12 protein-coding genes are annotated in these 14,072 nt (G+C 31.3%); all 12 read right to left on the reverse strand.

Features of this window, described 5'->3' with window-relative positions:
- Positions 1–3: 3 nt before the first annotated feature.
- The 12 genes from Q361_RS03760 to Q361_RS03815 are packed head-to-tail and all read right to left on the reverse strand — an operon-like array spanning position 4 to position 14,072.
- Positions 4–1,395, reverse strand: a complete 1,392-nt coding sequence (locus Q361_RS03760; RefSeq protein WP_103725385.1) for a sugar transferase — start codon at positions 1,393–1,395, stop codon at positions 4–6.
- 51 nt (positions 1,396–1,446) lie between these two features.
- Complete coding sequence (locus tag Q361_RS03765; protein WP_103725386.1) at positions 1,447–2,463, reverse strand: glycosyltransferase family 4 protein; 1,017 nt, start codon at positions 2,461–2,463, stop codon at positions 1,447–1,449.
- Positions 2,453–3,781, reverse strand: coding sequence for an O-antigen ligase family protein (locus Q361_RS03770; RefSeq protein WP_103725387.1), 1,329 nt, complete (start codon positions 3,779–3,781; stop codon positions 2,453–2,455). Before Q361_RS03770 ends, Q361_RS03765 begins: the two co-directional genes overlap by 11 nt.
- Entirely contained in the window at positions 3,774–4,856 is a 1,083-nt protein-coding gene (locus tag Q361_RS03775) for a glycosyltransferase (protein WP_103725388.1), read from the reverse strand. The genes Q361_RS03770 and Q361_RS03775 overlap by 8 nt, the downstream gene beginning before the upstream one ends.
- On the reverse strand, positions 4,847–5,965 hold the full coding sequence (locus tag Q361_RS03780; protein ID WP_103725389.1) for a glycosyltransferase: 1,119 nt from the start codon (positions 5,963–5,965) through the stop codon (positions 4,847–4,849). The genes Q361_RS03775 and Q361_RS03780 overlap by 10 nt, the downstream gene beginning before the upstream one ends.
- 2 nt (positions 5,966–5,967) lie before the next feature.
- Complete coding sequence (locus Q361_RS03785) at positions 5,968–6,972, reverse strand: glycosyltransferase family 2 protein (protein WP_317047130.1); 1,005 nt, start codon at positions 6,970–6,972, stop codon at positions 5,968–5,970.
- Positions 6,973–6,978: 6 nt separating this feature from the next.
- The gene (locus Q361_RS03790; protein WP_103725390.1) at positions 6,979–7,722 is read right to left on the reverse strand and encodes a class I SAM-dependent methyltransferase; all 744 of its coding nucleotides are present in this window, start codon (positions 7,720–7,722) and stop codon (positions 6,979–6,981) included.
- A 6-nt stretch (positions 7,723–7,728) separates the two neighbouring features.
- A complete protein-coding gene (locus tag Q361_RS03795) occupies positions 7,729–8,799 on the reverse strand; it encodes a hypothetical protein (RefSeq protein WP_103725391.1) in 1,071 nt (356 codons plus the stop codon).
- The gene (locus Q361_RS03800; protein ID WP_103725392.1) at positions 8,800–10,401 is read right to left on the reverse strand and encodes a hypothetical protein; all 1,602 of its coding nucleotides are present in this window, start codon (positions 10,399–10,401) and stop codon (positions 8,800–8,802) included.
- Positions 10,398–11,399, reverse strand: coding sequence for a hypothetical protein (locus Q361_RS03805; protein ID WP_103725393.1), 1,002 nt, complete (start codon positions 11,397–11,399; stop codon positions 10,398–10,400). Before Q361_RS03805 ends, Q361_RS03800 begins: the two co-directional genes overlap by 4 nt.
- Entirely contained in the window at positions 11,399–12,964 is a 1,566-nt protein-coding gene (locus Q361_RS03810) for a glycosyltransferase family 2 protein (protein WP_245874602.1), read from the reverse strand. The genes Q361_RS03805 and Q361_RS03810 overlap by 1 nt, the downstream gene beginning before the upstream one ends.
- Entirely contained in the window at positions 12,936–14,072 is a 1,137-nt protein-coding gene (locus Q361_RS03815; protein WP_103725547.1) for a glycosyltransferase family 4 protein, read from the reverse strand. Before Q361_RS03815 ends, Q361_RS03810 begins: the two co-directional genes overlap by 29 nt.

Genomic DNA, 14,072 nt, shown 5'->3' on the forward strand with positions numbered 1-14,072 from the left:
TTATTATTGTCCTCTGTAAAAAACCACTGTACTTATGGTTTTAATGATAATATTAATATCAAGATATAAACTGCGATGTTTTATATAATACAAATCGTATTGAAGTTTCATTAAACTATCTGAAATAGAATCGCCGTAAGAATAATTTACTTGAGCCCAACCCGTAAGCCCTGGTTTTACAACATGACGTGTTTCATAAAATGGCATTACTTTGGCTATTTCTTCAACAAATACAGGTCGTTCAGGTCTTGGGCCAATAATAGCCATATCGCCTTTTAGTATATTAATAAATTGAGGGAATTCGTCTATACGCGTTCTTCTTAAAAATTTTCCAAATGGGGTTACACGCACATCATTAGTGCTGGCAAAAACGGCTCCGTGTGCTTCTGCATTTTTTACCATAGTACGAAATTTATAGATTTTAAATGGTACGCCATTTTGCCCTACCCTTTCTTGGGTGTAAAACAACTTTCCTTTATTGGCAAACAAATTGCCTAGTAATATAAAAGGAATAATAATACACATAATACCCAATCCTACCAAAGAAAGAATTACTTCTAAAACCCGCACTACAAGCAAGTATAATCTATTATGGTTGTTTCTACTAAAAGGGAAATATCTATAAAAATCTTTAGACACATAGTGTACTGGTATGCGTTGGGTAATATTCTCGTAAAGTTGTGTATATTCTCTAATTATAAATCCGTTTTCGAGTAGTTTTAATAATTGACTGTACAAATCTGCCGTAATATTGTTTGTATTTTGTGTAGCGACTACTATTTCGGATATAGAGTTTTGACGAACAAAATGCTCCAAATCATTCAAAGCAATACTGCTTACATTTCTAAACTGTACTGTGGGCTTTAATCCATCTGAACTCACATGAGCAATAAATCGATAATGTGGATCGGCTTTTTGTAATTCGAGTAAAATATCTTGCAATTGATCGTTATCACATACTATAATTGATTGTTTTACAAACCTATGCGACGCCATAAAAGCCACATAAAAAAACCGCCAAAGCAATAACGATGTAAATATTGCGATATAAAACAATATAATTTGCAACCTATTGGTTGGTAAAAATGGAGTATAAAAAGGTGTAAGTATGTAAACTAAAACTGTAGTAGAAGTAGTTAGAATAATACTTTTTATAATTTGATAATAATTGCTAGCTACTTGTAGGTTGTACATTTCAAAAACATTACCAAAAACATGAAGGTACAATGCTAATACAATAAACCAAGAGTAATGAGTAAGAGATATTCGAAAATAGTCGAAGTTAAAAACCAAACTTACTAAGTATAAAGTGAGTAATACTGCAAGCTGGTCGAAAATTTTTAAGAGAATTTTTCTCTCAGAAATTTCAAAGTGTATTTTTTTATTAGAAGTCATAAGGTAGTTGGGTTGCTTGTGCAATTTAGTAAATATTACACGAGTAATGTGTTAAAAAAGTAAATCGTTCCAACTTTTTTTTACTACATTCCAATCCAATCTCTCTACTTTATTTCGTGCATTTGTAACACATGTGTTGGCTAATACTAGATTATGTATTAGAATATCAATACATTCTGCCATTTTTTTTGCGTCATTATCGGGTACTAAAAAACCATCAATATTATTTTCAATCAGGTATCTTATTCCTCCTACATTGGTAGATACAACCGGGAGCCCGAGCAACATAGCTTCTAGAACACTCATTGGGGTATTGTCTACACGGGTTGTATTGATAAAAATACTGTGCGATTTTGACAACTCCAACCATGCAGCTTTTGATAGCTTACCAGTAAATGTAACATTAAGATTTTTACTTTTTGCTATTTGCTCAAGTTCTTGCTTACGATTTTCTTTGTCTGGGCCTACCATAGTTAAACTAGCTTGAGGGAATTTTTGTGTAAGTATTTGTATTACTTCTAGAGCCATTTTTGGATTGTATATTTCATCTAAAGCTCTTACCCATAATAGTTTGGGTTCAAACAGAGTTCTGTTTACAAAAGAATAATTATTTACCTCTATCGGGTTTGGTACTTTTACTGTATTTATAGGGTACTTATTAAAAAAAACTTCGTACAAATAACCGGAAGGAGCTACATTTTTGTAAGCGTATTTAAAAATGGTATCTGATAATGTTGGCGATTTTTGTAATCTATTGGGCAGATTACCGCCGTGTAAAATAGGTATGTATTTTAACTTTAATATTCTACACAATTGACTCACAATCCATGCGAAATAAAAACCAGACGTGCTATATGTATCTATCAGTACATACTTTACACCCTTTATTTTTGCCATTACAACTGCAAAAATCATATCCAACAAACGAACTACTTGATTTTTTTTGCTCGAAGCATAGCTTATTTTATAGCCTTCTTTTTCAAGTAAACTTCCTAAGAGTTCTATTGTAGTTACGTTGGCTGTTGTATGCGTGAGTTTGTTTCCAATATATAATAATCTAGGCTTCATCTAATTTTACTTTTAATAGAGAAAGAGCGTAAATAAATGCGGGCGAAGCCGTTCGCATAGCTGCATGATTGATTGTTAGCAACCAAAATGCAACAAAACAAAACAAGTACAGATATTTTTTATTATTTAAATACAAAACAAAAGGAGTAACAAATAAAATAAGTAGTCCAAAAAGTCCAAACAAGCCATGTTCTCCCAGCATACGTGTTATTTCGTTGTGTGAAGCAATTGTTTCTCCAAAAATTTCCATCCGTTCTTCTGTTCCTTTGGCTACTCCAATACCAAAAATAGGATTTTTAATAAACGATTCTATTTCATGTTCGGCAATAACTTCTCTACCACTAAAAGAGCTTTCTTTTTTTCTACCTACAGCATCTTTATTTGCATAGCGTTTTCCTATAAGTCCTCCTGTTTGTTGTTCTGTGTAAAACCATGTAAATAAAAGCCCGAATACAACAAAGAACAACATCAAACTCAATTTATATTTTCCTGTTTTATTAATATTCAAATAAATAAAAACTATAAGCACGAGAATCAATACACCGCCTGTAATCATACCTCCACGAGAAAAAGTAATCAAACCTCTATAAGCTACATTAACTATCAGAAAAATATTTAACAACAGTATCAATTTATTTTTTGAAAGAAATACAATTCGTGTAAACAAAATAAATACTCCTAAACCTAAAATGGTAGAAACTTGGTTTGGCCCAAAACCTCCAGATGTATCCATGTTTGAACCTGTTCCTGTAACGACTTCTCGTAAATCGGGGGTATACAAAATAAGATATGCTGTTGTAGATATTATTGGCAACAACATATACATTAATAGCTTATTGATTTGAGAAAACTGAATACGCCTGTTAAAACAATAAATAGATGTAAGCCCCAAACATATTGGCCCCGACATATTGAAAGCTATTAAATTTCTTATATTTAACCGATGTATATCTAACGATTGCACACCTATAAGCAAACCTGGAATTAACAATACTAAAAACAACCAATAAGGAATAGCATTTTTTGAAAAACCACTATAAAACATTCCCATCAATACAAATACAATAACACTATACTTTGTAAATTCATAATTGGGGTTTCCGTCTGTCATTCTTAAAAAAACCTCACTACCAACAATATAGGCTGCAACCATTAAGACTTCGTTATTAGCATTTTTATTTTTTACAACAAAATAAATCCCGAACAAAAAAATCAATATCCCATATACTTTTGATATAGGCGTGAAAAAATATACACCTACTCCTAAAAGTATATGCAGTACAACATAAAGTAAATATGTACTTGATTTTTTATCCATATATCATTTTAAGCAACCAGTTTTGGTACAAACCTAACACTTTATCTTCCAAATATTCTTTTTCTATCGTTTGATACAATTGTAAACCTAACGAATTGGCAAGCTGTTTATTTGAAATTAGCAATTTTATTTTTTCAAAAAAATCGTCTACGTTGTTTACCTCTGCAAGGTAACCATTTTTGCCGTTTTCAATGATTTGAGGAATTTGCCCTACTGAAGTACAAACCACAGGTTTAGAAAAAAGTCCATATTCGAGTAATGAAACGGGTAAACCTTCAGATAGAGAAGTTAGTATTCCTATATCAGATTGGGTAATTATATGATAAATATCTTCTTTAGAATCATAAAAAAACACAACATCTTGTAACTGCATTTTAGCAACGGTTTCAAATAAACTTTTCGAGTAATCATCTTTAAAATCTTTACCTACGCAGTGAAATGTCCAATCTGGAAAATCTTGTTTAACCTTTTCTGCCAATTTTAAAAGCATTTCATGGTTTTTCTGTTTTCTTAAATTAGCCAAACAAAGTATTCTTTTACCTGATATTCCAATCAATTTTGTTTCTTTTTTAAAATTGATTTCTGGTGTAATGTAATTGGGTAAATAAAGTACATTTTTACAATACAATTTTTTTTCAGCCCATTCTTTCAAATTAGTATTTACCGAAATAATTCCGAGAAAAAACAAAGAGGCTATTTTTAAAAAATAAGTTTTAATACCCAAGTTTTCTACCCCAAGCCCATTATGATCGTGCCAAACAATTTTAAGTTGAGGCACAATAAATTTTAAAAGTATCGCTATAAAATAAGAACTCGAATGGGCATGAATTATTTCAACATTGTGCTGAATACAATATTTTTTTAAACGATGTAGGGCTTTGAAATCGAATGTTTTTTTTCTATTCAGAAATAAATAAGTAACATCCTGAAACAAACTTTCTTTTAAAATCCCTTCCTTTCTTGTGGCAACGAGCCCAGAAAACTTAATAGATTTTGACAACGAATTCGCATACGTTACAGCCATACGCTCGGCACCACCCGCTTCTAATGAATCTATAAGTTGCACTACTCGCATACCAATTTTTTAATTTCGGTTTCAAAGGTATCAATAGTATATTGTCTAGACCAATTTATTGCTTCTTTTCTTTTACGGGCATACACTGCATTATTTTGAATGAGGTCTATAATTTGTTGTGTATCTGCTTCCAAATTCAAACTTAGTACTATTCCTCGAGAACCATTACCCAGCATATTAGCCACGCAAGATATGGGTGTTGCTACGGGCAAACTTCCCCAAAACATAGCTTCGGCAACAGCTTTGGGCCAACCTTCACTTTTGGAAGGCAATAGAGTAAAATGACTTTCTTGGTATTTTTGTTTTAAAAAATCTTTAGATTTATTTCCTCTTAAAAAAACATAATTTTCTAGATTATTCTCAGCAATATACCGCTCTAGATTTGCTCGCTCGTTGCCTTCTCCAAATAATTCTAAAGAAACAGTATATCCTTTTTTGAGTAGATTTTGTACCAACTTTATGGCATAAAGAGGTTGTTTTCCTTTGGATAAAGTTCCAACAAACAAAAACTTTAATGGATTTTGCAACGTTAATTCTGGCAAAGGTTGTTTTTCGCTCTCGGTATAGGTAGCTGTATAAAATGGATATATATTTTTTGTAGCATTTTTCCAATTACCATAAACAAGAACACGCATTTTTTTGGAAAAAAATGTATTGGCAAGTATTTTTTTTTGCAACACGTAAGTTATAGGCTGTTTTGATTGAGGATCCCAATTTCCTGCATATTTCGCCGTTTTTTGTTTTTTTGGAAATGCAATTTGTACTAATGCTCCAAGTAATCCCATATTTCCTGGGCAACGTAAGTGGATATGATTTGATTTTTGAAACGCCTTAAAGAGTTTTATTACAATAGATGGTGCCACCCAAATCGTTTTAAAAACTTCTCGAATAGAAAGCAAAGAAAATTTTTCAACCTCAATGAATTCTATATTATTGTGCTGATAGCTCGTTTCTATCACACTAGGTTTATTTACAGACAAAGGCGCTACGATAATCACTTTATCTACATATTGTAACCAAATATTCATTTCATTTACATAGGGTGCATAGGCATAGTATTGGTTATTATGCCAATGATGTTCTACGTATGATACAATACAAAATGTCATAGCTAAAACATTTTGGGTTTGTTAAAAAGTAAACTAAACCAACCTACAGTTCTACCCAAAGCTTCGGTGAATGCTTCCTTTTTTTGATTGGTATTCAATACATTTAAAGCTCTAATTAATGTTAGCAAAAAAGCCGTAATATTCCACTTAAATCTAGATAATAGCGATGGGTTTGGGTATTTTATGCGCCAAACATACCAACCATTTCTTACTACCATTTTTCCGTATTTGTATTGATTTGGTCTGCCCAAAGCATCGTGATAATGGTACAATTGGGCTGCAGTAGCTATGTAGTTTTGACCATATTGTAAGGCTCTTAAACAAAAATCGGCATCTTCATACAAACCATAGCCTTCAAAATAGGTTGAAAACTTTTGATTATTTATTACTTTTCTTGAAAAATTCATAGACATGCCTACAATTAAATCTACTGGATACACTTTCCCTGTTATAGGGTAACCACAAGTTCTACCATGAGAAAAAGTAGGCATTACACTCGGTAATTCATTAGAATTTAATCGAAGTACATTGCGTATTACATTTCTAGATGATTCTTTATATAAAAACTCTTCAAAAGTGTAATGATAAATTGATTTTTTAATGCCGTGCAGATTTGGCAACCACTTATTTTCGTTTAATGCCACACCGCCAATACCTGCTGCATTTGGGTTTTGTTGAAATGCTTTTATAATTTCTTGAAAATAGGTAGTTGTTAATACCGTATCATCGTCTAGAAAACAAACTATTTGCGAAGTTGGACTTAACTTTGATATTCCAACATTGCGTTGTTTGGTAAGCCCTCTATCGGAAGCTGAAACTAAAAAATACTTTAGATTTTTAAAACTGTTTTGGTTGAAATAGTGTTGCGTTTCTGTATTAGTAGAACCGTCTATAATAATTATTTCTGAAGGATACACAGTTTGATTTACCACCGAATGCATTAATTTTGCTAAAGCATTTGGTCGCATATAAGTACATATAATCAAAGAAAACTCAATATCGTTCAAATTATTTTAGGGCTTTGTAGCAATAAAAATTAAATTATTATATCCTTTTTTTCTATTGTAGCTAATGTTTCTTGCTTTGTAAAATTCGTCTAAAGAGTAAACTTCTATATTTTTAAAGCCAGAATGTGATAAATCTTTTATCAATCCGTTTTTGGTATAGTAATAACCTGGCACTTTAAACCCATTAAAACCAGTATTTCTATTACCTACTTTATCTTTTAATATAAAAGAAAACAAACTACGCAATTTAAAATAAAGTGTTTTGGCAGGCGTACCAACTTGATTGTGTACTGTACCTATAAGAGTAGCTTTGGGTTTTAAAATTTGATAAGAATTCTTAAAAATAGTAATTCTGTCTTGTCTATTGGGCACATAAGTAAGCATACTGTTGAGTATGGTTACCAAATCAAAATAGTGCTTTGGTTCATGATATTTTGTAGCATCGGTAACCAAAGTTTGTGTGGTAGCTGTTAAATTCCATTGTTGCAAATTAATTTGGCATCTGGCAATCATTTTTTCAGAAATATCTGAAGCAACAATTTTATTTGGATGAAAAAATTGAGCGATGGCTTCTATTTCTCTACCCGTACCACAGCCAAATATTTTTACTGTTTCTATATCACTATACTCTTGGTATCTTTTCTTTGCATTTTCAAACATAAAAAGTTCAAAATCTGAAGCGTTTTTAAGTACTTCTTGAGTTTGTATAATATGTTCTTTTTCCCAGAAATCTTTGTTGTTTATTTTCATTAGAATCTATTTGAAAAGCTTAACTATTTTAGAAAACAGTTTTTTATTTTTAGCAAAAGTAGAATTTAAAATTAAATATAGTTTAAAAATAAATGTATTCAACACCACATAATGTGGCTTAGATTCAAAATAAATGGCTTTACTATTAAATTTACTTTTAAACTGCATAACCCCCGAAGATCCTCCCATAGAAATATCATAACCTTTATATCCCATTTGGAAAGACAGTTTTATGAGTTCAAAATGAAGCATATAACCCCATTTTAAATCGGGTTTTTCTTTTTTTGTTCCTCCTGTTATATACACCAAATGGTTTGCTGCTCTTACTGCCAAAGCAGTTCCTTTTATCTCATTATTATATACAATATAAAGCAAATAGGCTTGCTCATTTTGTATAAGTTGCATCAGAGTTTTTTGAAAATCTTTAAAACTTCTTACAGCATAATTGCCCAATAGCGCATTTTCTTCAATAATTTTGTAAGCCTCTTCACACTCAAAATTTGTTTTGGCATACTTAATACTCGGATTATTCTTGTATGGAATAGCAATGTTTCTACGCACTTGCTGCGGCAACTGTGCTAAAAATTCTTGTGCGGTGCTATTTGTTCCAAAATCTACCCAATTTATTCCATAGCTACTGTATACATATTTAAACTTATTGCCTAATTGCCCTACAAATTCTTTTATGTTAAAATATGACTGAGTATAAACAAAATCGGATATTAAAGCATCGTTTGATATTGGCACATGATATTGAAAATAGCAACATTTATGCTTATGTGCTTGTGTTTTTGCGATAGTTAAAAAATCTGTTACTGTATTTTTTCGGGGTAATGATACTATAGGCCCATACGGAATGATGTAAAACTTGAAAAATAAACTTTTGGCTAATACAGCTCCATAACCACCTAATATTTCACCATCTTGATGCTCTAAAACAACTTCAAAATCAAACCCATACGCACTATACGACGCTAGCCATGAAGAGTAAAGCAAATGAGAAGCCTTATTATTTTGCAATAAAAAAGAATCCCATTTTTGTAACCAATCTTTATCTTTTGTGATTAAAATTGCCATTTAGTATACTTCTCTCGTGTTTAAATTATGAGTGGTAGATAAAAATATTTTACCTGAAGCATCAACATCAAAAACTGCCTCATCAATTTGTTTCCAATAAGATACTACTTCAGATAAAGTTGGGTTCCATATCTCTCTATTTTTTATTTTTTTTGCTAAATATTCAAAATTGGCTTCTACATCACTATTTATTTTGCCATTATCTAAAATTATTCTACCTGAATGATGTTTCATATTGTCTGAAAAATAAGTATGCGCTACACAAACTCCTTTTTCTAGCACTAATGTATCAATATTTTCGGGAGAAAGTGATTTTTTAAAATCGACCATTTCAAGCGTTTGAAAAATGGTAATTTTCTTATTTTTAATGGTATGTTTAAAAATAATAGGTGCATATTTTGCCGATTTGTATACTTGTTTTTTTATACTACTCCAAAAAATTGCAGTATTAAAAACAACTCCAAAAACAGGGATAAGATTTTTTATAAATCGGAATAAAAACTTAGGTTTTTTAGTTTTTGTAAAGCTATTCCAATTCATTTTGAAATTAATGTAATTGCGAATGTGTTTTGGATTATTATCATAATGAAACAAAACACTTTTAAATAGCAAAGCAATTTTTGACTTAAAATGGGTATTTGCAACCGATTTTTGAAAAGTACCCAATGTAAAATGATGCGCATTTAGTTGATTGATAACCCCATTTGTAGCTATGCCACTGTCTATATAATTCCAAAAAATATCTATTTTATTTTGCTCGATAACTTGTAAAAATTCGTTGTTTGTATAACCCGAAGTTTCATACAACGATAAATTGTAAGGTTGATAACCGTGATCTATCCAAACGTTTATATCGTTTAACGGAGCTTTAAAAGAAAGAAAATCTTGTTTACTCTCTTGGCTAGACTTTATAGATTGTGATAAAGAATGATAACACAATTCGTGTCCGTTTTGTATCCATTGTATTAATTCTTCTCGATGGTATTCAAAAGAAGCATTATCATTTCTTTTTGAAAAGTGATTTAAAAAAAAACCTTTGGTTGTTGTAATGTTATGTTTTTTTAAAAAGGTTCTAAGTAATTCTAAATTTTGCAGAGTATCAAAATCACAATGATCTGTAAAACAAATCATTCCGGTAAAAGGAATTTTAGATCTACTGATTTCTACAGCATATTGTGTTGTAAATAATAAACTAGGTGTTGTACAAAACGGTTTTTCAATATATGTATCTATCAATTGTTTTTGATGTAACGCATTATATTGAGTAATTTGTTTGGAAGAAGCAGGTTGAAATCTCCAAATTAACGTTTTTGGATTTTGTTTAGAAAATATCCAATACCCCTGATTGATATTCGACTGCACCAAAACACCCGAATTTAGCCGAATAATTTTCGGACAATATTCGTATAAAATTGTTTCTTTTTGTAACGGTATCCAATTGTAATCGTGATTTCTAACTTCTTTTATTACTTCTGTAAATTCTACGTAAATATCAAACGAACTCCAGTTTTTAGGAATAGTAAGCAGTAATTTATTTTGAACAATTTCTTTAGAAATTTCAATTTTTTGTTTTTGAGCTTGTATGTAGCAATGTTTAATCAATTTTTTTCGGCTTTTTCAACAATTCGTTGTATTACTTTAACAGGTGTGAGGTATTTTTGAAAATAATGAAATGCGTTTGTTTCTAATTTTATGAGCTTATCTGGATTTTCTTTTAAACCCAGCAATACTTTTTGTATTTCTTCCGAAGTATTGGTTTGAAGCTCTACATAATGCTCATTGTTGATAAAAGGCGCGGGCATTTCGTTGTAAAACTTGGTAGAAATTATCGCTTTTCCCATAGCTAAAAACTCTCCAAGCTTCCAACCATGGCATTGTAACACTGCAGGTGTATTAAACACCACCATAGATTGTTTTATTTTTAATGTATATTCTTTTAATGAAAATATTTTTTGCGAAGCAAGTAAATCGTCATACCCAAGATTGTCTCCGTTACTTCTAGGCACAAAACCTCCTTCAAAAGTAAACCAATGTAAGGCTTTGCAAGCTCTAATAAAGTTGGCTCTATAAGCATTTGTTTCTGGTTCGTTTTTCCAAAGAGAAGCCGTAAAAAACAAATACTTTTTTTGCGCTTTTATTGGTTTGTAATATTCATGTAAATAATTCCTTTTGGATTGCGCTATAAAGTTGGATACATATCTTTTTTTATGTGGAATATGATTAAAAAAACGCAATACATTACCAAAAACTGTAAAATATAATGCTAAAGTGCTTGCTGTTTTTATACCAAAACTTGGCCCAATAGAAATAACCTTAGAATAACGAGCAAGATCTGAATATTGTACATTTACAACGCCATATACATCACACCATTGTTCTAATTCTGGGCGTATATCGCTATTGTCTCTAGAATCTATAGCTATTTTGTAACTATAAGTGGGATACTCTACCAAAATAGCACAAACATCTTGATTAAACTTTGGAAATTTTGAGGTATTAAAATACACTTTTTTAACACCAAAATACTCTTTTAACCCTTGTATATAATAGGCATCGTAGTAAACATCTAAAAGAGCATATATGTAAATTTTAGGTTTCATTATTGGGTTCTTACTCCTAGTTTTGCTAATTTTTTAGCATAAAAAACAGATTTATTAAATTGAAGAATTCTTTTTGGTAATTGCAATAGTCTAAAAGGCAACATCATTTTTGAACCATTCCATAAAAACAATGCAAAATATTTGTATTTAAATTCTGTAAGCTGACTCTCAGGATAATGTTTTACTATCTGATACATTATTGTAGGACTTGGTACAGGGCGAATGTATTGTACAGGTGTATCTAATTCCCAAGGCTGAGTTTTTCGTTTTTTGCCTAAAATTTTGGCTTGCTCACCCCAAAAACGATAGCCTCCTACAGGCGGTTTTAAATGTAGATTAGTAGAAAACGGATTGTGCAATACACAAATACCTAATTTTACTAATGAGAAACCAAAATCAGAATCTTCGCCATATCCGCCATCGTAGTTAATATCATTTCCTATCAATTTATCTACATATACTTTGCTTACGCATGAATTTGCATTATTAAAACCACCTGCTCCTACATGCCAACGGTTGGGATTTATTTTTTCTAACTTTACTTTTAAATCATCTAAATTTTGTTGTTGATGATCTGCACGTATATCCAATCCGTTGCAAGCTTCTGCATTGTAGGTTTGTAAAAGTTTAATATGATTTTCTATAAAATCTGGTGGAATTCTTATATCGTCATCACCAAACACGATATAATCTGAAGTGCATAGCTGTATAGCTTCATTTCTTGCTCTACAACTTCCTTTGGTTTGTTGCCATTTTACAATAAGCTCAAAAGGATAGGTTTTGGTTTGATATAAATGCGTATCGCGTTTTTCTGCGGGAGTGGCATCTACCACCACTACTTGGGTAGGTGGATAAGTTTGGTTTGCTAAATCGTTTAATAAATTTAAAGTAAAATCCTGACGCATCATCGTAGGGATAATGTAACTTACTGTTGGATTTCCATTAATAGGTTGTAAAGCTCTAGCTGGAACAACAGGAATATTGTTTCGCTTTTTAAAATGCTTTTTGGCATAATGTAATGCCGACCATTCGTTTAAATTGAAAATTCCTTTTCTAAAAAGCATAAAATAGCTATGCTCCATTTTAAAGTTTTTTCGGTAAAAAACATAGCGGTCTTTGGTAGAAATAGTAATCGGTTTTGAAATAGTTTCGGTATACAATCCTTTTACATACATAGGTATTGCTGCTTGATAAGCCAAAGCATTGTAAGCAAAATCGAGCGCAGCTATTTCAGGATTTCTATATTCTTTATCAAACCCTCCAAGTAGTTCCCAAACCGATTTTCGTACAGCAAACAAATACGGATTAAGGCGCCAACTTACACATTGATCTAAATTGTCAAAATCGTTTACATACCAATAAAATACTTGAACTTGATAGACTATATCTTTAAAAACATTTTTATAACCTTGCTCAAAAGAAGAATGCCAAATATCTCCATAACCTAAAGATAATTTTTCCAATAAATCTAAATTTGGGCTACCTAAGTAATATAGTATTTCTCCTCTGGAATTGTTGTACTCTTTAAAATTCATGCTACAATAATGTGCTGTAAATTTCGGCATTTTTTTTGGCAATAACCTGTAAATCGAAATTTTGTATTACTTTTTTTCGAGCATTTTTTGCTATGTCTTGTACAAGTGTTTTATTTTGAAGCAAATTAATAACATATTGCGCAAAAACTTCATACTGGTTTGGGTATGCTACAAAACCGTCTATATTTGGAGTAATTATTTCAGTAGCCCAACCAATATTTGATGCAACTACTGGTTTTTGTACAGCCATAGCTTCTAGCCAAGAAACAGGTAAAGCTTCTGCATACGAAGGGAAAATACACACCGAACTTTCTTGTATTTTTTCTTGCATTTTTTGATAGGGCAATGCCCCAAAATAAGTAGTTTGCTTAAGTGCTTGTGGCACAAACATGGGTTTGGCCAACTGCCAAGACGAATTACTTTTTGTTTGTATATCAAACGAATCTTTTCCTACAAGCCACAATTGGGCATGTGGTATTTGCTCTACTACTTTATTAAATATATGAGGGATTTCAAAAATTCCTTTTTTTCTAATTAATGTTCCAAAATACAATACTATTGGTGCACCATTTTCAACTGATTTTGGCTGGAACATTTGCGTATCTACAGCGTTTCCAACTACCGAATATGAAAAATTTAAATCAAATATTTTTTGCGTTTCTCTACCTACAAAATCACTTACAGCAATTACTTTATCGGCATTTTTTAGGTTTCTTTTTTCATGAAATTTATTGAGAAACTTGACAGGTCTTTTGTCTAAATTACAAAAATAGGCGTCACTACCATGTAATTTAACCACCATGGAGCATTGGGGTTTAAAAAATGACATAAAACCTGTCCAATCTGGCACTTCTAGTACATCTAACTCTTTGTTTTTGTACAAAGCATTAATGTGTTTTTGGATTTTTCTTTGGGTTAAAAAACGAGTGAAACCTTTAAATTTTGGATTCTTAATTTTATAAATTGTAAATTCAGGCTCCACAACAACCTCATCATTATTTTGTCCGTACACAAATATTTTTACCGTATGCCCTATTTGATGCAATCCTTTTGCTAAATTGAGTATACTGCTACCAATGCCTCCCGAAGTACCTGTAGCGTTGTGTGGAAATTCTGGTGTAAGAAACCCTATTGTCAT

The sequence above is a fragment of the Flavobacterium croceum DSM 17960 genome, from assembly GCF_002917885.1.
Classification (GTDB): Bacteria; Bacteroidota; Bacteroidia; order Flavobacteriales; family Flavobacteriaceae; genus Flavobacterium; species Flavobacterium croceum.